We start from the raw sequence: 21993 nt of genomic DNA, 5'->3' as shown, positions 1-21993 counted from the left end.
GATATCCTCAATGCAGGAGCGGCGTCCGCAAGTCGAGGGTCAAGGGGAATTCAATTGTGCGTTCCTCCGGCGGCAGATCGATCTTGCCGGGGGTGTGGCCGTGATCCTGAAACCGGGCCAGCCGCCGCGCCTCGGCTTCGTAGGAATTGACCGGCTTGGTGTCGTAGCTGCGCCCGCCGGGATGGGCGACGTGATAGACGCAGCCGCCCAGCGAAAGGCCGTTCCAGGTATCAATCAGGTCGAATGTCAGCGGCGCATGGACCGGAATGGTCGGGTGCAGGCCCGACGCCGGCTGCCAGGCCTTGAAGCGGACGCCCGCCACGGCCTCGCCGGAGCGGCCGGTTTCGGTCATCGGCATCCGCCGGCCATTGCAGGTGATGACGTGGCGGCCCTCGACAAAGCCGGACGCCTTGACCTGAAGACGCTCCACCGACGAATCGACATAGCGCACGGTGCCGCCGGCCGAGCTCTCCTCGCCCAGCACGTGCCATGGCTCCAGCGCCTGGCGCACTTCCAGCGCCACGCCGCCATGATGGACACGGCCGAACGCCGGAAAACGAAACTCGAGCTGCGCTTCGTACCAGTCGGGCGAAAAATCATAGCCGGATTGCCGCAGTTCGGCGAGCACGCCGAGAAAATCCTCCCAGAGGAAATGCGGCAGCATAAAGCGATCGTGCAGCGTGGTGCCCCAGCGCACGAACTTGCCCTGTTGCGGTTCGCGCCAGAGTTTTGCGATCAGCGCCCGGATCAGCAATTGCTGGGCCAGGCTCATGCGGGGATCAGGCGGCATCTCCAGCGCGCGAAACTCGACCAGCCCGAGCCGGCCGGTGGTGCCATCGGGCGAATAGAGCTTGTCGATACAGATTTCGGCGCGATGGGTGTTGCCGGTGATGTCGACCAGGATGTGCCGGAACAGCCGATCGACCAGCCACAGCGGCGCTTTCACTTCCGGCGGCGGCACATGGGCCAGCGCGATCTCGAGCTCATAAAGACCATCATGCCGGGCCTCGTCGATGCGCGGCGCCTGGCTGGTCGGGCCGATGAACATGCCCGAGAACAAATAAGACAGCGACGGATGCCGCTGCCAGTACAGCACCAGGCTCTTGAGCAGATCCGGGCGGCGCAGGAACGGCGAATCCTCGGGCTTGCCGCCGCCGACCACCACATGATTGCCGCCGCCGGTGCCGGTATGCCTTCCATCGATCAGAAAACGGTTGGCGCCGAGGCGCACTTGCGCAGCGTCCTCGTAAAGCCCGAAAGTGATGTCGACGGCGTCGCGCCAGTTCGCCGCCGGCTGGATGTTGACTTCGATCACGCCGGGATCGGGCGTCACCTTGATGACCTCGACGCGGGGGTCGAATGGCGGCGGGTAACCCTCGACATGCACCTGGATCGCCATCTCTTCGGCGGTCGCCTCCACCGCCGTCACCAGTTCGAGATAATCTTCCAGTCGCTCGACCGGCGGCATGAAGGCGCAGAGAATGCCATCGCGGATCTCGATCGATATCGCGGTACGCACGCCGCCGGATCCGATTTGTTGCTCCTGCACCTGTTGGGCCGGTGCGGCCTCAGCCGGTGTTGCGCCGTCGTAGACTGGCAGTTCATCGCGCGGCGCCATAGGATCCTGCTCGGCGATGTAGGGATATTCGTCGGCGGGAATATGCGGCAACGAGGCGATCGGCAGCCGCAGCCCGAGCGGGGAATCGCCCGGGGTGAGGAACAGGTTGCCGCGGCGCAGTTTCCAGCGCTCGCTGCGCCAGCGCGAGGAAGATTTGCCTGCATCCGCATTCCAGCGCTGGATCGGCAGCACAAAACCCTTGGGAACATTCAGTCCCTGATCGAACACCCGCGCCATGCGCGAGCGCTCTTCCGGATCGGACAGTTTGGAATCGGAAGGGTCGACGTTCGGCGGCAAGCCTGCTTCCTTCTGCAGCCAGTGCGAAGGGTCTTCGAACGCCGGCATGATGAATTCGGAATCGATGCCGAGTTTTTGCGCAGCCGCTTCCGCGAAACGCTCGGCCGCCGCGATATCGGCCTCGCGCGGCCCTTCGACCTTCGCGATCAGGTCGGAGTTCTTCCAGATCGGCACGCCGTCCTTGCGCCAGTAAAGGCCGAACGCCCAGCGCGGCAGGCTTTCGCCCGGATACCATTTGCCCTGCCCGAAATGCAGCAAGCCACCCGGCGCGAACCGGTTCCGCAATCTTCTGATGAGATCGTCGGCAAGCCCGCGCTTGGTCGGACCGACCGCGGCGATATTCCATTCCGCCGATTCCAGATCGTCGACGGAAACGAAAGTCGGCTCGCCGCCCATCGTCAACCGCACGTCACCGGCTTTCAGGTCGGCATCGACCTGCTCTCCGAGCCTGTCGAGGCGCGCCCAGGACTGGTCGGAAAACGGCCGGGTGATGCGGGGCGCTTCGCGGATGCGCTTGACGCTCATCTCGAAGCCGAATTCGACATTGGCAAACCCGGCGCTGCCGCTGATCGGCGCCGCCGAGCGGTAATGCGGCGTGGCGGCGACCGGAATGTGCCCCTCGCCGGTCAGCATGCCCGAGGTGACGTCGAACCCGATCCACCCCGCGCCGGGAAGATAGACTTCGGCCCAGGCGTGCAAATCCGTAAAATCGTTCTCGACCTCGCGCGGGCCTTCGACCGGATCGATGTCGGGACGCAGCTGGATGAGATAGCCCGAGACGAAACGGGCGGCGAGCCCGAGATGCCGGAAGATCTGGATCAGCAGCCATGCGGAGTCGCGGCACGATCCCGCGCCCGAGACAAGCGTCTGCTCCGGCGTCTGGATGCCCGGCTCCATCCGGATGATGTAGCGAATCTTCTTCTGCAGTTGCGCGTTGAGATCGACCAGGAAATTGACCGTGCTCAACGCTTCCCTCGGAATATCAGCCAGATAGGCCGACAGCAGCGGCCCGGGCCGTTCGGTCACAAGATACGGCGCGAGTTCGGTCTTGAGATCGTCGGTGTAGACGAAGGGGAAACTATCGACATAAGGTTCGACGAAAAAGTCGAACGGATTGATCACGGTCATCTGCGCCGAGAAATCGACCTCGATCTTCAGCTCGGTGGTTTTTTCCGGAAAGACATAGCGCGCCAGCCAGTTGCCTTGCGGGTCCTGCTGCCAGTTCACGAAATGATTTGCCGGCGTGACCTTGAGCGAATAGCTCAGGATCGGCGTGCGCGTGTGCGGCGCCGGCCGCAGGCGGATGGTTTGAGGGCCCAGGTCGATCGGACGGTCGTATTTGTAGTGCGTGACGTGATGTAGTGCGACGAAGATCGACACAGGCAGGCTACTCCAGCAGCTTTTTTAAGCAGAACACTGGTTCGGAGCGCGATCAAGCACTAACAACGGGCAACGCATGCCTATGGGAGGGGCGGTTTTAGGGGCGCTTTGCACCGGTATTCGTCATGGCCGGGCTTGTCCCGGGCATGACGGACATCCTCGGGACAGTCTACATCGTCGCCCCGAGCACCCAGGGCGCAAACTCGGCGCCGCCAAAGTCAAAGCCCTCGCTCTTGGTCGGCTGTCCCGAGGCGGTCTTCAGCATCAGCTCGAAAATGCGCTGGCCGCATTGCTGCACGGTTTCCTCGCCATCGAGGATGGTGCCGCAATTGACGTCCATGTCGTCTTCCATCCGTCGGTACATCGCCGAATTAGTCGCGAGCTTGATCGAGGGCGCGGGCTTGCAGCCGAACACGCTGCCACGGCCGGTGGTGAAGCACACCATGTTGGCGCCGCCGGCCACCTGGCCGGTCGCCGCCACCGGGTCGTAGCCCGGCGTGTCCATGAAATTGAAACCTTTCTTGGTAATGGCTTCGGCGTAATTGACGACATCGACGAGGTTGGTGCTGCCGGCCTTGGCCATCGCGCCCAATGATTTCTCCAGGATCGTGGTGAGGCCGCCGGCCTTGTTGCCGGGACTTGGGTTCGCGTTCATCTCGGCACCTTCGCGCATCGTGTATTCTTCCCACCAGCGCATCAGCGCCACCAGTTTCTCGCCGACCTCGCGGCTGACGGCGCGGCGCGTCAGCAGATGCTCGGCGCCGTAGGTCTCGGGCGTCTCCGACAGGATCACGGTGCCGCCATGCCGCACCAACAGGTCGCTCGCCGCCCCCAGCGCCGGATTGGCCGAGACGCCGGAATAGCCGTCGGAGCCGCCGCATTGCAGCGCCACCATCAACTCGCTGGCCGATACCGGCTCGCGCTTGACGTTGTTGGCATCGACCAGTGCTTCCTTCACAAAGGCGACGCCGGCTTCCACCGTCTTGCGGGTGCCCCCGATTTCCTGGATTTCGAGTTCGCGCAGCCGCCCCGCAAGCTTCTGCTCTTTCATCAGCCCGCCGATCTGGTTGACCTCGCACCCCAGACCCAGCACCACCACGGCGGAAAAATTGACATGCCGGGCGTAGCCGCCAAGCGTGCGGCGCAGGATCGTCAAGGGCTCGTCCTGGGTCATGCCGCAGCCGGTCTTGTGGGTCAGCGCCACCACGCCGTCGACATTGGGAAAATCCGCCAGCGGATTGTCATGGGTGAACGGATTCTTCTTGAAGATGTCCGCGACCATGCCCGCGACATGCGCGCTGCAATTCACCGAGGTGAGGATGCCGATATAGTTGCGGGTCGCGACCCGCCCGTCGGGACGCACGATGCCGTCGAAGGTCGCGGGCAGATCGAAATTCGGCGTCGGCATGACATCGACGCCAAAGGCATAATCCTTGGCGAAATCGCCCATGCCGCAATTCTGGGTATGAACGTGCTGGCCCGGCGCGATGGGGACGGTCGCAAAGCCGATGATCTGGCCGTAACGGCGGATCGGCTCGCCTACCGCAATGGGCCGGATCGCCACCTTGTGGCCGGCCGGAATCCGTTCGACCGTGGTGACGCCATCGGCCACCGCCATGCCCGGCGGCAGGCTCGAGCGCGCAATCAGCACGCCATCATCGGGATGCAGACGGATGACAGGGGCCGGGGCCATGGGAGGTCTCCTGAGTTCTACACCTCTCCCCGTCCTCTACGGGGAGAGGTCGGATCGCCCTTGCGATCCGGGTGAGGGGCGAGGCACGATGTCAAACTTTACCACTGCATTCGTGGAGACAGGCCCCTCACCCCGACCCTCTCCCCGCAAGAGCGGGGCGAGGGAGAAGGAAGTTACGCCTTGCCGCCGCTGTCCTTGCGGGTCTGCGCGATCTGCATCTTGGCATAGGTCGCCATCAATCCGCTTTCGTTCGACAGCGTCACCAGCCTGAAGCCCATGTTGATCGCGCGCACCGCGCCTTCGGCGCCGCTGCAGTGAATGCCGGCGTAGAGGTCGCGCTTGCCGCATTCCTTGACGATCTTCTCGTAGATCTTGAGAATTTCCGGCTCGTCGCGATCGAGCTTCGGCACCAGGCCATAGGAGAAGCCGAGATCGGAGGGACCGATATAGACGCCGTTGATGCCCTTGACGTCGAGGATCGATTCCATGTTCTCGACCGCCGTCTTGGTCTCCATCATCGGCAGCAACACGATCTCCTCATTGGCGGTCTGCTGGTAGGTGCCGGCCGAGCCATACATGCCGGAACGGATCGGGCCGTTCGAACGCGTGCCGCGCGGCGGATATTTCGAATAGGAGACCAGGTTTTCCGCTTCCTGCCTGGTGTTGATCATCGGGCAGATCACGCCGTAGGCGCCGCCGTCGAGCACCTTGCCGATGATGCCGGGCTCGTTCCAGGGCACGCGGACCATCGGCGTCACCGGATGGGCGTGCATCGCCTGAAAGCACTGTACCATCGACTGGTAATCCTGCACGCCATGCTGCATGTCGACGGTGACGCTGTCGAAGCCGCATTGCGCGATCACTTCGGCCGAGAAGCCCGATGGAATCGCGAGCCAGGCGTTCACCACGGCGTTGCCGGAAGCCCATACTTTCTTGACGTTGTTTGCCACTTTGTTTCCTTCCCTGTGTCTAAACTCGCCGTCGCTGCGAGCAGCCTGGCGACGAAGCCATTTTCCGTCCGCTTCGTTCGCAATGACGGTACTAAATCACTCGGTCGCCCGCTGGATGCTTACTTCGCTGACACCGACTTCGCGGGCGGTGTTCACTATCGCAGCCCAGGTATCATCCGGCAATGGCACGCCGTTTTTGCTGCGATCGGCGCGCATCTTCCGCTCGGGGTCGCCGGGGATCAATACCGCATCGACGCCGGCGACCGGTTTGGTGGCCCGGATAAAGTCGACATAACGCGAGATTTCGCCATCGAAGAAGTTGCTGGTGTCGACCACCCTGGGGTCGACATAGATCGCGAACATGCCGTTGGCGAAACGCCGGTCCGGCGCGGTAGCACCGGTGCCGGTCAAGGCGCCGCCGAGCAGTTCGCAGATGAAAGCAAGGCCCGAGCCCTTGTGCTCGCCGAAAGCGCGGATCGCCCCTGTCCCCTTGGTGTGGTCACGCGGGCCATCCGCGCTGTGCGGCCCGTACAGCACCGCCGGATCTTCGCTCAAGGTGCCGTCGGCATCGATCAGCGCGCCCTTCGGCAGTTTCTTGCCGCCGCGGCTGGCGACCAGCACCTTGCCTTCGGCCACGATCGAAGTGGCGAAATCGAGCACGATCGGATCCTGGCCCTGGCGTGGAATGCCGACGCAATAGGGCGCGGTCGACAGCCGTTTCTCGACGCCGCCGTAAGGCGCAACCAGCAGCGAGCCCGCGGCATTAACAAAGTGGATCGACACCAGCCCTTCGGCGGCCGCCATTTCCGCCCAGTCGCCGACCCGGCCAATATGCCCGGCATTGCGCAGCGCCATCGCGGCAAGGCCCGCCTTCTTGCATTTGTCGATGCCGATCCGGACCGCCTGCGGCGTGACGGTTTGGCCATAGCCGAATTTGCCGTCGACCACCGCCAGCGACGGCGTATCGACCACGACTTCGACGGTCTGGTCGGGAACCACCGAGCCCATCTTCTTCCACCTGATATAGACCGGCACCCGGATCACCCCGTGACTGTCATGTCCGGTGAGGTTCGCGGTCGTCAGATACGTCGCGATCCTTCTTGCCTCTTCGGGCGAGGATTCCGAATGGGTGAAGACCTCGGCGACGAAGTTGATCAGGTTTTGAAGTTTGATGGTGACCATCGATCAGGTGCTCGCTTCAGGCAGTTACTTTGGCGTGACCGCCGCCGAGATAGGCGGCAGCGATGGCTTCATTGCCCCACAATTCATCCGGCTTGCCGCCGAGCACGATGCGGCCGGTTTCCAGCACGTAGCCGTGGTCGGCGACCGAAAGCCCCATGCGCGCGTTTTGCTCGACCAGCAGGACCGTGGTGTTGCGCCTGATCTCGGAGATGATCCGGAACACCGCCTGCACGATCACGGGCGCGAGGCCCAGCGACGGCTCGTCCAGCAGCAACAGCCGCGGCTTCGCCATCAAGCCGCGCGCCACCGCGACCATCTGCAACTGGCCGCCGGACAGGGTCCAGCCCAGCGCGTTGGAAAACGGCCTGATGTCGGGGAACAGGTCGAACATCGCGTCGGCTTCGCGCGACAATTCGGATTTCGCCGCCCGGCGGTTCGAGCCGCCGAGCATGATGTTTTCCTTGACCGAGAGTCCCGGGAATATCCGCCGTCCCTCCGGCACGTGGGAGATGCCGAGCCGGACGATGGCTTCAGGACCGAATCCCGCGATCGATTGGCCGTCGAACAGGATTTCACCGGCCGCGGGCTTCGCCAATCCCGAGATCGCCCGCAGCGTGGTCGATTTGCCGGCGCCATTGGCGCCCAGCAGGGTCACCACCTGCCCTTCATCGACGCTGAGCGAGACGCCGCGCAGCGCTTCGATCTCGCCGTACAGCACGATCAGGTCGTTGATCTGAAGCAGCGCCATCAGTCGGTCCCGAGATAGGCGGAGACGACATCGGGATGGCGCAGCACCGCCATGGATTCGCCGTCCGCGATGCGGCGTCCGAAATTGAGCACGGTGATGTGCTGGGCGGCCTCGCTTACCAGCGTCATGTCGTGGTCGATGATCAGGATGGTCAGGCCCTGCGCGGCGATGCGCTTGAGCAATTCGTGCAATTCCATCTTCTCGCTGGAATTCAATCCGGCCGCGGGCTCGTCGAGCAGCAACAAGGTCGGATTGGCGGCGAGCGCGCGGGCGATTTCGATCAGCCGCTGATGACCGTAGGAAAAGCTCGAGATCAGCTCGTTGGCGCGGACGCCGAGGCCGACGAAGGTCAGCGCCGACATCGCCCGCTCCGTGAGCGCATCGCCGCCATTGCCGAGCAAGGTGTTGCCGGGCCGCTCGGCCCCGATCACCACGTTCTCCAGCGCCGTCATCGAGCGGAACAGCCGGATGTTCTGGAACGTCCGCCCCAACCCTGCGGCCGCGCGCTGATGCGGCGGCATGTCGGTGACGTCGGTGCCGTCGAGGATCACCCTGCCCGCGGTCGCCTTGTAGAGACCGGACAGCACGTTCAGCGTCGTGGTCTTGCCGGAACCGTTCGGACCGATCAGCGCGTGCACGCCGCCGCGCCGCACCTCGATATCCACATCGTCGACCGCCTTGAGGCCGCCGAAATATTTCGCGAGGCCTTTGACTTCGAGCACGATGTTGCCGCCGATGGTCGCGGGCTTGAGCAGCAGCGCCAGGCCCGCGGCATGCACCCTCGCCTTGGCACGCCAGCGCGCGGTGGCGAGGTTGACAAAGCCCCAGATGCCGTCGGGCATGTAGCGGATGATCAGGATGACGGATAATCCGTAGATCGCCAGATACAATCCGGGAACGCTTTTCAGGAATCGCAACCATTCCGGAATCAGGATCAAAAGGCCGGTGCCGATGGCCGATCCGATCGGCGAGGCCACGCCGCCCAGCAGCGACATCGTCAGGAACACCACCGACTCGGCGAACGAGAACTGGTCCGGGCTGACATAGGCGAAACCGCCGGCGAACAGCCCGCCGGCCAGTCCTCCCAAGACAGCGCTCAACGCAAAAGCTGAAACCTTGGTGCGGAACACGTCGATGCCGACGACGCCTGCGGCCAACTCGTTGTCACGCACCGCGCGCATGGCCCGTCCGAGCCGGGTATCCGACAGATGCCACACGGCATAGCCGACCAGCGCCAGCATGGCGACGCAGAACGCCAGATACGACTGCGCGGACGTGAACAGATCGGGCCGGCCGATGTTCGACACGCCGTCCGGGCCGTGGGTGAGCCAGATAGTGTTGATCATGACCAGCGTGACGATCTGCTGAAACGAGATCGTCACCATCGCCAGATAATGCCCGCCGAGCCGCAGCGTCGACATCCCCAGCAACGCGCCGGCAAGCAGCGCCAGGATGCAGCCGCCGGCAATGCAGAACCAATAGCTGAGGTGGTAATCCGAGGTGCCGATGCCGACCGCATAGGCGCCGAGACCGAAGAAGGCCGCCTGCGCCAGGTTGATCTGCCCGCACAGGCCGAGCACGACGGAGAGGCCGAACACCGCGATGGCAAAGGTGGTCGCTTCCATCAAAATGTTGAGAATATAGCCGTCGAACTGCATCGTCGCGGCGAGCGCCACCAGAACAGCGGCGCCGATGAAATACGGCAGATGCCGCAACAGCAGCGGCCTCGTGCGCGGCGCGGATACCGCGATCGGCATGTTGTCGCTGGGGGCGCTCATGCTTTCTCCGCGACACGTTCGCCGAAGATGCCTTGCGGCCGGAATATCAAAAAGGCCACCAGGACCAGGAAGGCAAAGCCGTCCTTGTAGGGCACGGAAATATAGGCGGCGCCGAAGGTCTCGATGATGCCGAGCGCAAGACCGCCGATGATCGCGCCGGCGACATCGCCGAACCCGCCGATGATGGTGGCGGCGAAGGCCTTCAGCGCAATCGTCGAGCCCATCTGGATCGAGACGAACAGCACCGGCGCCACCAGGATGCCGGCGAGACCGCCGAGCACCGCCGAATAGATGAAGGTTATCATGATCATGGTGGAAACGGAGATGCCGAGCAGCGAGGCCATCTCCTTGTCCTGCGAGGTCGCCTGCAGCTTCTTGCCGAGCATGGTGTGTTCGAAGAACCAGTAGTTGAAGATCACCAGCACGATCGTGACGGCGATGATCAGCAAATACTGGCTGTCGAGATAGACCGGCCCAAGCTGGATGCCGGGCGTGTCGAACCATCCCTCCAGCACCTGCGGCTGCGGGCCGTAAATCGCCAGCACGGAATTGGCGAGCAGGATCGAGGCGCCGATGGTGGCGATGATGACCGGCAGGAAGGTGCGATGCCGCAGCGGATAATAGACCCCGAGATTGAAGATCGCGCCGAGCAGCGCCATGCCGGCCAGCGCCAGCAGGAACGACAGCCAGTACGGCCAGCCCAGATCGACGGCGAACACCACCATCAGGTAGGCCGCGACCATCGAGAATTCGCCTTGCGCGAAGTTCACCACATTGGTGGCGCGGAAAATCAGCACGAAGCCGAGTGCCACCAGCGCGTAGACGGCGCCGATGCCTATCCCGGTGAACAACAGTTGTAGCGCGAGATCCATGAAAAACGCTCGGTCGGGAGATCGGTGGGCCGGCTATCGGTGATTGCCGGTATTGCCGAGAGGCCGATATCCGGTCGGAGAAATTCGCGCAAACGTCAAGCGGTTGCGCGAACCCGGGGTTTGAAACGCGCCGGCCCGCTCCCGCCGGGAGAGGGCCGGCAACGCGGTCAATCGTTGAAGTCGATATGCTTGTCGTAGACGATCGTACCCTTTTCGTTTCTCACGACGTTGTAGCCGTGCAGGCCGTCGCCATTCTGGTCGAAGTTGTATTCGCCTTCCGCGCCGGCGAATTTTTTGGTGGCAAGAATGGCCTCGCGGATTTTCACCGGATCGGTCGAACCGGCCTTGTTGATTGCCGCCGACAGGATGGTCAGGGCATCGTACGGCCAGGCGCTCTGGTTATCCGGCGCGGTCTTGTAGGCGTCGCGATAGGCCTTGCCGAAGCTCTTCGAGGCTTCGCTGGAGTCTTCCGCGTAGTCGGCCACGCCATAAGTGCCGAACAAAGCGGGGCCTGCGAGCTTGGTCGAGGAAACCGCGACCACCGAGGGCGAGCCGACCCAGGGAATGTTGACGCCGAGCTGGCGCAATTGCCGGGCGAAAATACCGAGGTCGTTCTCGAAGGTGAAGTAGGTGCCGAGCACGTCGGCGCCGGACTGCTTCACCGCCAGCACGACCGGGGTGAAATCCTGGCTCTGGTTGGCATAGCCCTGATCGAGCACCGCCGGGGTGCCGAGCTTTTCCAACGCCGAGGCCAGCGCCTTGCCGCCGGCGGTGCCGAAGGCGTCGGTCGAATGCACGATCGCCCACTTCTTCTTGCCGAGCGTGTTGACGCCGTAGTCGGCGATGACGCGGCCGGAATAGCTGTCATTGGGGCGGAAGCGGAAAAGCCACTGGTTGCCCATGTGGGTGAGCGCAGGATCGGTGCCGCCGATCATCACGGGCTTGCCGAGCTTGAGCACGTCGGGCGCCATCGCATGCACCTGGGTGGAGCGGATCGAGCCCAGGAAGCCGACAATGTCGGACTGCGCGGCGAGCTTCGAGAACGCCAGCACGATGCCGGGATTGGTGGTCTGATCGTCCTCGATCACCAGTTCGACCTGCTTGCCGAGCACGCCGCCAGCCTTGTTGACGGCTGCGAGCGCGAGTTTGGCGCCGTTCTGAGCCCAAAGACCCTGTTCAGCGGCGGGGCCAGTCACCGGCACGCACATGCCGATCTTGATGGTTGCTCCTTGCGCGCGGGCGCTGCCAATCACATAAGGTGCGGTAATACCAACAGCCAATCCGGCCGTGAAGTCGCGTCTCGTAAGCGTCATACAGTCCTCCCGTGAAGCCAGCTTCAGCGCTGGCCTTCTTTAAGTTCATGAGTTTGAGCGAAAAACCGTCCGGGTGTCTACGTCGTGTCGCCGCAAGAGTAAATTGATATCGCATCAATTTCCGCCTTCGCCCGCCTTGCTCAAACAATAAGCAGCACTGGAGCTATGCGGCCCATTCACGGCATCATGCAAATTTGCGTCGTCAGCCGCGGTTGGCTTGCGAATTTCCCTCGACGCGCAACTCCGACAGGCTGTTTTCCAGTGCGGCCAGCATGTCCTGCAGATCGGCGAGCTTGTGCGCGCCGTAACGCCGGGTCATGGCCGCGTAGATCGCCTCCGAGGTTGGCGCCACCGCCTCGATCAGCTTGAGGCCCCTGGCGGAGATCGAGACCATGCCGCGGCGCAGGTCGGCTTTCGCCACCCGGCGTTCGATCAAATGCCGCGCTTCCAGGTCGCGCAGGATACGAGACAGGCTCGGGCCTAGCAGAAACGCGACCCGCGCCAGTTCGGTGACCTCGATGGTGTCGACCGAAGCCAGCGCGCGCAGGATGCGCCATTGCTGTTCGGTCAGCCCGTGATCGCGCAACGACGGACGGAAATGCCGCATCACGGCCTCGCGGGCGCGCAACAGCGACATCGGCAGCGAGCGGGAGAATTCGCGCATCGGCACCCGCCGGATTTTATCCTTATCCGCGGGGTCGACGCTTTTGGGTGATTTTTTTCGCGTCATCCTCAATCGTCCAGAGACCCATGATTTTGCGTTGCAGCAAGCCGCAATTGGATTTGATCGGCATCACTTAACATGTTAACCAGATTTCCGCATCCCCTTTTCGCCGATCCGTTTGTTGCGATTGAGTAAGCATGGCCCTCACCAACGACGATATCCGCCGCGCCGCCGAACGGCTGAATCAGGCGGAGAAGACGCGCAAGCAGGTCCGGCAGATTTCGCTGGATCATCCCTCGATCACCATCGAAGACGCCTACGCCATCCAGCAGGCGTGGATCGAGATCAAGCTGGCCGAGGGCCGCACCATCAAAGGACACAAGATCGGCCTCACCTCGAAGGCGATGCAGAGCGCGCTTGGTATCGACGAGCCCGACTCCGGCGTGCTGCTCGACGACATGTTCTTTGCCGATGGCGGCGTTGTGCCGACGGACCGCTTCATCGGCACCCGGGTCGAGGCGGAGCTCGCGTTCATCATGAAGCAGCGGCTGGGCGGCCCCGGCTGCACCTTGTTCGACGTGCTCAACGCCACCGATTTCGTGGTTCCCGCGCTGGAAATCCTGGACACGCGGATCGAGCGGGTCGACCCCGCCACTAAATCGACCCGGAAGATCTTCGATACCATCGCCGACAACGCGGCCAATGCCGGCATCGTGCTGGGCGGCCGGCCGATCCGCCCCTTACAGGCCGATCTGCGCTGGATCGGCGCGCTGTGCTATCGTAACGGTCAGTTGGAAGAAACCGGGCTTGCCGCCGGCGTGCTCAATCACCCCGCCACCAGCATGGCGTGGCTGGTCAACAAGATCGCTCCCCTGGGGCTGGCACTAGAACCCGGCCAGGTGGTGCTGTCGGGGTCGTTCATTCGCCCGATCGAGGCCCGCAAGGGCGACACGATTCAGGCCGACTATGGCCCCTATGGCACGGTGAGCTGCTACTTCGGTTGAGGCCTTCGAAAAACAGTTGTTGGAGTGAACAGACATGCCGCATTTCACCCTCGAATATTCCGCCAATCTGGACGCGCTGGTCGACATGGGCAAGGTCGTCGAGGTGGTCCGCAAAGCCGCGATCGAGACCGGAATCTTTCCCATAGGCGGCACCCGGGTCCGTGCCATCAGGTGCGAGCACTACGCCATCGCCGACGGCAGCAAGCATTTTGCGTTTCTCGACATGGTGCTGCGCCTCGGCGAAGGCCGCGATCTCGCCACCCGGAAGAAGGCGGGCGAGCACGTCTTCCATGCGCTCGCCAGCTATCTCGACTCGGTCTTCGCTAAAGCCAAGTTCGCGCTGTCGTTCGACATGCAGATCAACGACAAGGAAACCAGCTGGAAGCGCAACAACATCCATGAAGCCCTGAAGGCGGAGGCCGCGAAAGTGGAGCCGGCACATGGATAAGGTCACGCCGAAGGACGTATTCGCCGCCAATCGCGACCGCACCGCGCCGCTATTGGCCAGGCTGAAAGCCGACGGCATCGGACACCTCATCGACGGCAAGATCGTGCCGTCGATCTCGGGTGCCACGTTCGAGACGAAATCGCCGATCGATAACGCGGTGCTGGCAACGGTCGCGCGCGGCTCACCCGAGGATATCGATCGCGCCGCAACGGCTGCGGCGCAGGCGTTCAAAGCCTGGCGCGACATGCCGGCGGCGATGCGAAAGAAGCTGCTGCATCGCGTGGCCGACGCCATTGAAGACCGCGCCGACGATATCGCCGTGCTCGAATGCATCGACACCGGCCAGGCCCATCGTTTCATGGCCAAGGCCGCGGTCCGGGCCGCGGAGAATTTTCGCTTCTTCGCCGACAAATGCGCCGAGGCCCGCGACGGCCTCAATATGCCCGACAACGAGCACTGGAATATCTCGACGCGGGTGCCGATCGGCCCCGTGGGCGTGATTACGCCATGGAATACGCCGTTCATGCTCTCGACCTGGAAGATCGCGCCGGCGCTGGCTGCCGGCTGCACCGTCGTGCACAAGCCTGCGGAATGGTCGCCGGTGACGGCCGACCTGCTGGCGAAACTTGTCAAGCAGGCCGGCGTTCCCGATGGCGTGCTCAACACCGTGCACGGCATCGGCGAAGAGGCCGGCAAGGCGCTCACCGAGCATCGCGCGATCAAGGCGATTGCGTTCGTCGGCGAAACCGCGACGGGAGCGGCGATCATGGCGCAGGGCGCGCCGAGCCTGAAGCGCGTGCATTTCGAGCTCGGCGGCAAAAATCCCGTGATTGTGTTCGACGACGCCGATCTCGACCGCGCGCTCGATGCGGTCGTGTTCATGATCTACTCGCTCAACGGCGAGCGCTGCACCTCATCGAGCCGGCTTTTGATCCAGCAGAACATCGCCGACAAATTCATCGAAAGGCTCACCGCGCGCGTGAGGGCATTGAAGGTCGGGCACCCGCTCGATCCCGCAACCGAAATCGGGCCGCTGATCCACCAGCGGCACCTGGAGAAAGTCTGCGCCTATTTCGACGTGGCGCGGAACGACGGCGCGGTGATCGCCGTCGGTGGCAAGCCGCATGACGGCCCCGGCGGCGGGCATTATGTGCAGCCGACGCTGGTCACCGGCGCGCATGCCAAGATGCGCGTCGCGCAGGAGGAAGTGTTCGGGCCATTCCTGACCGTCATTCCGTTTCGCGACGAGAACGACGCGATCGAGATCGCCAATTCCGTTCAGTACGGCCTGACCGGCTACGTCTGGACCTGCGACATGGGCCGCGCCTTGCGGGTGGCCGATGCGCTGGAGGCCGGCATGATCTGGCTGAATTCCGAAAACGTCCGCCATCTGCCGACGCCGTTCGGCGGCATGAAATCCTCCGGCATCGGCCGCGACGGCGGCGATTATTCGTTCGACTTCTACATGGAAACCAAGCACGTCTCGCTCGCCAAGGGGACGCACAAGATTCAGCGGCTGGGACTAGAGCCGGGCATCTGATGATGTGTAACGCAGCTAGATCGACAACAATGGTGCGCTCCCTCTCCCACCCAACTCGGGTTTACCCGAGCTGGGCATTTCAAATTGTCGAAGTCGGATATATCCGACTTCGATGTGGGAGAGGGTTGGGGTGAGGGGTTACGCTCCATCGACAGACCTAACCCCTCACCCGAATCGCATCTGCCGATGCGATCCGACCTCTCCCACAAGGGGAGAGGTAAGGAAGAACCCGACTCTCTAGGATAACGCCGATGCCCGTCCCTACCCACATCTTCTATCCCCCCTTCAACATCGTCCGCTCCAGCCACGCCGTGCTGGACGTTGTCGACCTGAATGCCAGCCGCGAGTTTTATGAAAACACCGTCGGCCTTCACGTCGAGGATCGCGACGACCGGGCGGTATACCTGCGCGGCAGCGAGGAGCACCAGCACCACTCGCTGGTGTTGCGCAAGGCGGCGACCGCCGCCTGCAACCGCCTGGGATTCAAGGTCGGCAACGAAGGCGATCTCGACAAGGCCGCGACGTTCTTCTCGGAGAACGGCGTCGCCTATGCGTTTGCCGAGCAGCCGTTCCAGGGTCGCACGCTTCAGTTCACCGATCCCTTTGGATTCCAGATCGAACTCTATGCCTCGATGGAAAAGCGCCCGCATTTGCTCCGCCGTTACGATCTCTACAAGGGCTGCCATCCGCAGCGGCTCGACCATTTCAACGTGTTCGCCGCCGAAGTGCAGGACACCGTCGACTTCTATGCGCGGCTGGGTTTCCGGCTGACCGAATACGCCGAGGAAGACGGGCCGAATGGCCGCATCGCCGCGGCGTGGTTGCACCGCAAGGGCAACGTGCATGATTTTGCCCTCACCAACGGCAACGGCCCTCGTCTGCACCACTTCGCCTATTGGGTGCCGACCGCGATGAACATCCTGCATCTGTGCGACGTGATGGCCTCGAGCGGATTCTTGAAGAACATCGAGCGCGGGCCCGGCCGTCACGGCATTTCAAATGCGTTCTTCCTCTATATTCGCGATCCCGACGGCCATCGCATGGAACTCTACACCAGCGATTACTTCACCCTGGACCACGATCACGAGCCGATGCGCTGGTCGCTGAAAGACCCGCGGCGGCAAACGCTGTGGGGCGCGCCCGCGCCGCGCTCCTGGTTCGAGCAGGGCTCGCCGTTTCCCGGACAGAAGATACGCGATCCGCTGTTCGTCGCCGATGTCACGGTCGCGGATTAGGGCGGCGGGGTCGCATGAAAATGCTTTTGCTCGGACTGGCGGTTGCACTGCCATCGGTCGCCGGCATGAACGCCGCCGAACTCAAGGTATTGGCCGGCGGCTCGATGACCGGCGTGTTGAACGAACTCGGCCCTCAGTTCGAGCGCGGCTCCGGCCACAAGCTTGCAATCCATTTCGATTCCACTCCCAATCTGATCAAGCAGGTCACTAGCGCGCCGTTCGACCTCGGCGTGGTTCCCATCGATGTCTTCAGGGACGCCGCCGCCAGGGCCCGCTTCGGCCCCACCGTCAACATCGCGCGCGTCGGGTATGGGGTCGCGGTGCGCGCGGGCGCGTCCAAGCCCGATGTCAGCACGCCGGATGCGCTAAAAAGGACACTGCTCGACGCCAGGTCCATCGCCTACCTGCCGGCCAGCGCCGCCGGCGCTTATGTTTCCAGCGTGTTCGACCGTCTCGGCATCGGCGAGGCGATGAAGGCCAAGACCAGGGCGCAGACCTCGACCACGGCGATTGCGGAAGCTGTCGCTAAAGGCGATGCCGAGCTTGGGGTGTTTCTGGTCAATGTGCTGATGGCGCCGGGCGTCGAACTCGCCGGTTCATTCCCCGGCGAATTGCAGCAGGAACTGGTTTTTGCCGCCGCCGTCGCCACGGACAGCCAACAGGCGGATGCCGCCAAAGCGTTCATCGATTTTCTGACCAGCCCCGCCGCCACTGCTGTAATCAGGGCCAAGGGCATGAACCCCGGCTGAGACAAGGTTAATTGGATATCAAATGGCTCCTCCGCGCCTTGCTACCTACTCCTTCAACGGAACCACCCGATACGGCGCGGTCGTCGACGGCGGGATGGTCGACCTAACCGCGCGCTTCGGCAAGGACTATCCGACGCTGCGCGAGGCCATCGCCGCCGGCGCGCTGCTGAAACTGTTCGAGGATGCGGCGCGGCGTTCGCCGGACCATGCGCTGGACGCCATCACCTGGCTGCCGCCGATACCCGCGCCGGAAAAGATCATCTGCATCGGCGTCAACTATCCCGATCGCAATGCCGAATATAAAGACGGCCAGGACGCGCCGAAATATCCCAGCATGTTCCTGCGCACGCCGCGCTCGTTCGTCGGTCACCTGACGCCGCTGGTTCGCCCGCGCGCCTCGGCGCAACTCGACTATGAGGGCGAAGTGGTCCTGGTGATCGGCAAGCCCGGCCGCCACATCCCCGAAAGCAACGCACTCGATCACATCGCCGCGGTCACGCTGTGCAATGAAGGCACCATCCGCGACTGGGTCCGGCATGCCAAATTCAACGTCACCCAGGGCAAGAATTTCGAATCGACCGGCAGTCTCGGACCCTGGATCGTACCCTATACTGATGAGGCGCAGATTGCCGATATCCGCCTCACCACCCATGTCAACGGCGAGTTGCGCCAGCAAGACCGCACCAGCCGCCTGATATTCGGCTTCCGCTATCTCATCAACTACATCTCGACCTTCACCACGCTGGTGCCCGGCGACGTCATCGTCACGGGAACGCCGACGGGCGCCGGCGCGCGGTTCGAGCCGCCGTGCTATCTCAAGCCCGGCGATGTCATCGAGGTCGAGGCCGAGAACATCGGCGTGCTTCGCAACGGTGTGATCGACGAAGTGTGATTGTGTCTGTGAAGGATTGGAACAGCTGATGGCTGCAACTTCGGGCGGCGAGGCAATCGTCAACGGGCTGGTCGCGCACGGCGTCGATACCGTGTTCGGGTTGCCCGGCGCGCAGATCTATGGATTGTTCGACGCCTTTCATCAGGCGCAGTTGAAGGTGATCGGCGCGCGCCACGAGCAGGCCTGCGGCTACATGGCCTATGGCTATGCGCGATCCACCGGGCGGCCCGGCGTGTTCAGCGTGGTGCCGGGCCCGGGCGTATTGAATGCGGGTGCGGCGATGCTGACCGCGTTCGGCGCGAACGAACCGGTGCTGTGTTTGACCGGACAGGTGCCGACCCAGTTCCTCGGCAAGGGCCGCGGCCATCTGCACGAGATGCCGGATCAACTGGCGACTTTGCGCAGTTTCGTCAAATGGGCCGACCGCATCGAATATCCCGATGCCGCACCGGCCCTGGTGTCGCGCGCGTTTCAGGAGATGCTGTCGGGACGGCGCGGTCCGGCCGCGCTGGAAATGCCGTGGGACGTGTTCACCCAGCGGACCGACGTCGCCGCTTCAAAACCGTTCGACCCCTTCCCGGCGCCGCAGCCGGACACCGAACGCGTCAAGGCCGCCGCCGCAATGGTTGTCGCCAGCAAGACGCCGATGATTTTCGTCGGCAGCGGCGCCATTCATGCCGCCGATGAAATCCTGGAACTGGCGGAGATGATCGACGCGGCGGTGGTGGCGTTCCGCAGCGGCCGCGGCATCGTCAGCAACGCCCATGAACTCGGGCTGACGATGGCTGCGGCTTACAGGCTGTGGCCGCACACCGACCTGATGATCGGCATCGGCACGCGGCTGGAATTGCCGACCATGTCGCGCTGGCCGTTTCGCCCCGACGGGCTGAAATCGATCCGCATCGATATCGACGCCTCTGAAATGCGGCGGTTCACACCCGACACCGCCATCATTGCCGATGCGAAGGCCGGCACCCGCGACCTGCTCGCCGCGGTGCGCAAGTCCGGTTACGCCAAGACCAAAGGCCGCCGTGCCGCGATCCGTGACGCCTCGGCGGAAGCGCTAAAGCAGATACAGCGGATCCAGCCCCAGATGGCCTATCTCAACATCCTGCGCGCGGTGCTGCCCGCGAATGCGATCGTGACCGATGAATTGTCGCAGGTCGGTTTTGCCTCCTGGTACGGTTTTCCGATTTATGAACCGCGCACCTTCATCACCTCAGGCTACCAGGGCACGCTCGGATCTGGCTTTCCGACCGCCCTTGGCGCCAAGGTCGCCAACCCCGGCAGGCCGGTGGTCGCCATCACGGGAGACGGCGGCTTCATGTTCGGCGTGCAGGAATTGGCCACCGCGGTGCAGTTCAACATCGGCGTGGTGACGCTGATCTTCAACAACAACGCCTATGGCAATGTGCGGCGCGACCAGCGTGAACGTTTCGACGGCCGCGTGGTGGCATCCGACCTCGTCAATCCGGATTTCGTCAAGCTCGCGGAATCCTTCGGCGTCGCCGCGGCCAACGTGAAATCGCCCGAGACCTTTCGCCCGGCGCTGGAAAAGGCGCTGGCACACGGCGGCCCCTATGTGATCGCGATCGACGTGCCGACGGATTCGGAAGTGAGCCCCTGGGCGTTCATTCATCCGCCGAAGCCGTAGCCGTCAAAGCGGGCGCGCTTGCATGCTTTGCTGCGCCCGCGACGCGGCGATCACCAACAGGCCAGCGCCTGCGACCGCCCAGCACGCCACCGGCGTCCACCGCAGCAGCGGGGCATATTCCGGCAGCTTCTGCAGTCCGCCGGCGACCGCCGCCATCCGCGCAAAGGTCGCCAGCGCCAGCGCGGAAAACACCAGCCCAAGCACCTTGCCTTCGGCGCCACTGTCCCCGATCGCCAGAGCCGCCGCGATTGCGCTCATCAGCATGCAGCCCCAGGCGGCACCCGCGATGAATTGCGTGACGATCAGAAGATTGAGGCTGCCGGCGAGCTCCGCGCCGACCACGGCCAGCGCGCCGAGCAGGCCGGCCGCGCCCATCACGATCAGGCCGCCGCGGCGCCGGGTGATGACGCTGGCCGGGAACATCGCAATATTGAAACCGATCCAGAACACCGGCATCAGCCATTGCAGATCGGCCGGCTTGGCGAAACGCAGATAAAACGGCGCGCTGTTGATGCTGAAATGCAACTGGTACCCCAGTGCAAGAATGACCATCGATGCAATGAAAATCACCGGCACCCGGCCGAGCCGTGGCGCAGCTTCGGCCGGCTTGCCCGGGGACTGCTGTGCAAGACGCTCGACCCTGGACAACCCCAGCGCAGTCAGCAGCAGCACCACGCTGGAAATCACAAAGGGAATCCGCGCGTCCTGATCGCGCAAGACGACGCCGAGATAGGGCGATACCGCCCCGGCCAGTCCGTAACCGAGCATCGCCAGCGCCGACAGGAACGGGATCTGTGGCTTGGCGCGGTGTTTTCCAAGCAACGTCAGCGGCGGGGCGCGCAACGCCGACGAGGTGACGGCCCAGATCACGATCAACGCGATGAACCAGACTTGGGCGCCGGGTCCGGTGCCGGCTACAAACGGCAGCGCGACAAAGGCCGCGCATGAAAGCGCGGTCACGGCCCCGACGAACACGCCGAGCCGGCCGACAAAGGGCGCGATCCTGTCGGCGGCGATGCCCATCGCGGTATCGGTGAGGGTGAAGATCGCCTGATCCAGCATCAGCACGAGAATGACCGAAGACGGCGCGATCCCGACTTCCGCGGCAAGCTTCGGCAGATAGATCAAATAAGTGGTCCAGCCCAGCGTGAACACCAGCTGCAGCACGGCAAGATACACGCCGGTGCGATTGGCAGCGCTTGTATCGACGGTTTCAACCAGGGTTTTGCTCATGTCACGTCCTCGGCCCGCGCAGCATAAACCAGGGAATGCTTCGATGGAAAGGCGGGCGCCTTTCTGTCTTGCGGGAGAGAGAAGTTCACCGCGCCTTGCGGAAGGTCAGGTTGATGCGTTGCCGGCCCATCAGGACATGTTCGCCGTCCGCCAGCGGGGCGACACCGTGAAAGTTAAGCCGCGCCGGACCGCCCCATACCGCGATGTCGCCATGCTCCAGCCGGTAACGCTGCGGCTTGTCGCTGCGCTTTAGGCCGCCGAACAGGAAGATCGCCGGCAAACCCAGCGACACCGAGACGATCGGTGCGCCGAGATCGCGCTCATCCCTGTCCTGGTGCAGCGACATCCGTGCACCCGGCTGGTAGCGGTTGATCAGGCACGCATCCGGTGAAAAGTCCGCAAAGCCCGCTTCCGCCGCCGCCAGTCCGGCCAATGCGCGGAACGATGCCGGCATGGCCGGCCACGGCTTTCCTGCTGCGGGATCGTTGGCGTCGTAACGATAGCCGGTGCGGTCGGTGACCCAGCCCGCGCCGCCGCAATTCGTCATCGCCACCGACATCGAATGACCGCCCGGCGTTACCATGTGCCGAAACGGCGCCTGCGCGACGATCGCGCCGATGTCAGCGATCACGTCGGTTTCGAACGATCGCGCGAAACCGCGCAACAGCACCGCGCCTTCCGCCATCGCCTGCCGTGACGGGCATCTATCGGCAATGCTTTCAAATAGATCGGCCGTCAAGTGA

At 63.6% G+C, this 21993-nt stretch carries 18 protein-coding genes; 7 read left to right on the top strand and 11 right to left on the bottom strand.

Annotation, left to right across the window (positions count from 1 at the left end; translation table 11 throughout):
* Nucleotides 1-7: 7 nt before the first annotated feature.
* The 9 genes from E7813_RS01165 to hpaR form a co-directional block, all read right to left on the bottom strand.
* Nucleotides 8-3295, bottom strand: a complete 3288-nt coding sequence (locus E7813_RS01165; RefSeq protein WP_291570022.1) for a transglutaminase family protein — start codon at nt 3293-3295, stop codon at nt 8-10.
* A gap of 169 nt (nt 3296-3464) precedes the next feature.
* The gene (locus tag E7813_RS01160) at nt 3465-4988 is read right to left on the bottom strand and encodes an altronate dehydratase family protein (RefSeq protein WP_291570019.1); all 1524 of its coding nucleotides are present in this window, start codon (nt 4986-4988) and stop codon (nt 3465-3467) included.
* 173 nt (nt 4989-5161) lie between these two features.
* Nucleotides 5162-5938 (bottom strand): aldolase/citrate lyase family protein, encoded by a 777-nt coding sequence (locus tag E7813_RS01155; RefSeq protein ID WP_291570017.1) that lies wholly within the window; start codon nt 5936-5938, stop codon nt 5162-5164.
* Between the two features lie 96 nt (nt 5939-6034).
* Nucleotides 6035-7120: a malate/lactate/ureidoglycolate dehydrogenase gene (locus tag E7813_RS01150; RefSeq protein ID WP_291570016.1), complete on the bottom strand. Its 1086-nt coding sequence runs from the start codon at nt 7118-7120 to the stop codon at nt 6035-6037.
* A gap of 16 nt (nt 7121-7136) precedes the next feature.
* Entirely contained in the window at nt 7137-7868 is a 732-nt protein-coding gene (locus tag E7813_RS01145; RefSeq protein WP_291570015.1) for an ABC transporter ATP-binding protein, read from the bottom strand.
* A complete protein-coding gene (locus tag E7813_RS01140) occupies nt 7868-9646 on the bottom strand; it encodes a branched-chain amino acid ABC transporter ATP-binding protein/permease (RefSeq protein WP_291570013.1) in 1779 nt (592 codons plus the stop codon). The genes E7813_RS01145 and E7813_RS01140 overlap by 1 nt, the downstream gene beginning before the upstream one ends.
* A complete protein-coding gene (locus tag E7813_RS01135) occupies nt 9643-10518 on the bottom strand; it encodes a branched-chain amino acid ABC transporter permease (protein WP_291570011.1) in 876 nt (291 codons plus the stop codon). Before E7813_RS01135 ends, E7813_RS01140 begins: the two co-directional genes overlap by 4 nt.
* Nucleotides 10519-10685: 167 nt before the next feature.
* On the bottom strand, nt 10686-11831 hold the full coding sequence (locus E7813_RS01130) for an ABC transporter substrate-binding protein (RefSeq protein WP_291570009.1): 1146 nt from the start codon (nt 11829-11831) through the stop codon (nt 10686-10688).
* A 202-nt stretch (nt 11832-12033) separates the two neighbouring features.
* Complete coding sequence (gene hpaR, locus E7813_RS01125) at nt 12034-12495, bottom strand: homoprotocatechuate degradation operon regulator HpaR (RefSeq protein ID WP_291570007.1); 462 nt, start codon at nt 12493-12495, stop codon at nt 12034-12036.
* 197 nt (nt 12496-12692) lie between these two features.
* Between hpaR and hpaH the strand changes: the two genes are divergently transcribed.
* The 7 genes from hpaH to E7813_RS01090 all read left to right on the top strand — a co-directional run bounded on the left by hpaH (nt 12693) and on the right by E7813_RS01090 (nt 20017).
* Nucleotides 12693-13499 carry a 2-oxo-hept-4-ene-1,7-dioate hydratase gene (hpaH, locus tag E7813_RS01120; protein ID WP_291570005.1) on the top strand — a complete coding sequence of 269 codons (807 nt, stop codon included), beginning with the start codon at nt 12693-12695 and terminating at the stop codon, nt 13497-13499.
* Nucleotides 13500-13533: 34 nt separating this feature from the next.
* Entirely contained in the window at nt 13534-13947 is a 414-nt protein-coding gene (locus E7813_RS01115) for a 5-carboxymethyl-2-hydroxymuconate Delta-isomerase (protein WP_291570003.1), read from the top strand.
* Nucleotides 13940-15487, top strand: a complete 1548-nt coding sequence (gene hpaE, locus E7813_RS01110; RefSeq protein ID WP_291570001.1) for a 5-carboxymethyl-2-hydroxymuconate semialdehyde dehydrogenase — start codon at nt 13940-13942, stop codon at nt 15485-15487. Before E7813_RS01115 ends, hpaE begins: the two co-directional genes overlap by 8 nt.
* A gap of 251 nt (nt 15488-15738) precedes the next feature.
* Nucleotides 15739-16722 carry a 3,4-dihydroxyphenylacetate 2,3-dioxygenase gene (hpaD, locus tag E7813_RS01105; protein ID WP_291569999.1) on the top strand — a complete coding sequence of 328 codons (984 nt, stop codon included), beginning with the start codon at nt 15739-15741 and terminating at the stop codon, nt 16720-16722.
* A gap of 14 nt (nt 16723-16736) precedes the next feature.
* The gene (gene modA / locus E7813_RS01100; protein WP_291569997.1) at nt 16737-17471 is read left to right on the top strand and encodes a molybdate ABC transporter substrate-binding protein; all 735 of its coding nucleotides are present in this window, start codon (nt 16737-16739) and stop codon (nt 17469-17471) included.
* Between the two features lie 22 nt (nt 17472-17493).
* Nucleotides 17494-18363, top strand: coding sequence for a fumarylacetoacetate hydrolase family protein (locus E7813_RS01095; RefSeq protein WP_291569995.1), 870 nt, complete (start codon nt 17494-17496; stop codon nt 18361-18363).
* Between the two features lie 28 nt (nt 18364-18391).
* The gene (locus tag E7813_RS01090) at nt 18392-20017 is read left to right on the top strand and encodes a thiamine pyrophosphate-dependent enzyme (protein WP_291569993.1); all 1626 of its coding nucleotides are present in this window, start codon (nt 18392-18394) and stop codon (nt 20015-20017) included.
* Nucleotides 20018-20020: 3 nt separating this feature from the next.
* Here E7813_RS01090 and E7813_RS01085 read toward each other — a convergent pair whose 3' ends face one another.
* Nucleotides 20021-21250, bottom strand: coding sequence for an MFS transporter (locus E7813_RS01085; RefSeq protein WP_291569991.1), 1230 nt, complete (start codon nt 21248-21250; stop codon nt 20021-20023).
* Between the two features lie 85 nt (nt 21251-21335).
* The gene (gene alkB, locus E7813_RS01080) at nt 21336-21989 is read right to left on the bottom strand and encodes a DNA oxidative demethylase AlkB (RefSeq protein ID WP_291569989.1); all 654 of its coding nucleotides are present in this window, start codon (nt 21987-21989) and stop codon (nt 21336-21338) included.
* Between the last annotated feature and the right edge of the window lie 4 nt (nt 21990-21993).

It is taken from the genome of Bradyrhizobium sp. (assembly GCF_004799405.1).
Lineage (GTDB): Bacteria > Pseudomonadota > Alphaproteobacteria > Rhizobiales > Xanthobacteraceae > Bradyrhizobium.
The sequence above is the reverse complement of the archived record's forward strand: the minus strand, read 5'-3'. Positions and strand labels throughout refer to the sequence as shown.

What these genes read in the sequence shown, in the direction of transcription:
- E7813_RS01160 (WP_291570019.1), bottom strand. Translation starts at nt 4,988, where the DNA reads ATGGCCCCGGCCCCTGTCATCCGTCTGCATCCCGATGATGGCGTGCTG.
- E7813_RS01150 (WP_291570016.1), bottom strand. Translation starts at nt 7,120, where the DNA reads ATGGTCACCATCAAACTTCAAAACCTGATCAACTTCGTCGCCGAGGTC.
- E7813_RS01145 (WP_291570015.1), bottom strand. Translation starts at nt 7,868, where the DNA reads ATGGCGCTGCTTCAGATCAACGACCTGATCGTGCTGTACGGCGAGATC.
- E7813_RS01140 (WP_291570013.1), bottom strand. Translation starts at nt 9,646, where the DNA reads ATGAGCGCCCCCAGCGACAACATGCCGATCGCGGTATCCGCGCCGCGC.
- E7813_RS01135 (WP_291570011.1), bottom strand. Translation starts at nt 10,518, where the DNA reads ATGGATCTCGCGCTACAACTGTTGTTCACCGGGATAGGCATCGGCGCC.
- E7813_RS01130 (WP_291570009.1), bottom strand. Translation starts at nt 11,831, where the DNA reads ATGACGCTTACGAGACGCGACTTCACGGCCGGATTGGCTGTTGGTATT.
- hpaR (WP_291570007.1), bottom strand. Translation starts at nt 12,495, where the DNA reads ATGCGCGAATTCTCCCGCTCGCTGCCGATGTCGCTGTTGCGCGCCCGC.
- hpaH (WP_291570005.1), top strand. Translation starts at nt 12,693, where the DNA reads ATGGCCCTCACCAACGACGATATCCGCCGCGCCGCCGAACGGCTGAAT.
- E7813_RS01115 (WP_291570003.1), top strand. Translation starts at nt 13,534, where the DNA reads ATGCCGCATTTCACCCTCGAATATTCCGCCAATCTGGACGCGCTGGTC.
- hpaE (WP_291570001.1), top strand. Translation starts at nt 13,940, where the DNA reads ATGGATAAGGTCACGCCGAAGGACGTATTCGCCGCCAATCGCGACCGC.
- hpaD (WP_291569999.1), top strand. Translation starts at nt 15,739, where the DNA reads ATGCCCGTCCCTACCCACATCTTCTATCCCCCCTTCAACATCGTCCGC.
- modA (WP_291569997.1), top strand. Translation starts at nt 16,737, where the DNA reads ATGAAAATGCTTTTGCTCGGACTGGCGGTTGCACTGCCATCGGTCGCC.
- E7813_RS01095 (WP_291569995.1), top strand. Translation starts at nt 17,494, where the DNA reads ATGGCTCCTCCGCGCCTTGCTACCTACTCCTTCAACGGAACCACCCGA.
- E7813_RS01090 (WP_291569993.1), top strand. Translation starts at nt 18,392, where the DNA reads ATGGCTGCAACTTCGGGCGGCGAGGCAATCGTCAACGGGCTGGTCGCG.
- E7813_RS01085 (WP_291569991.1), bottom strand. Translation starts at nt 21,250, where the DNA reads ATGAGCAAAACCCTGGTTGAAACCGTCGATACAAGCGCTGCCAATCGC.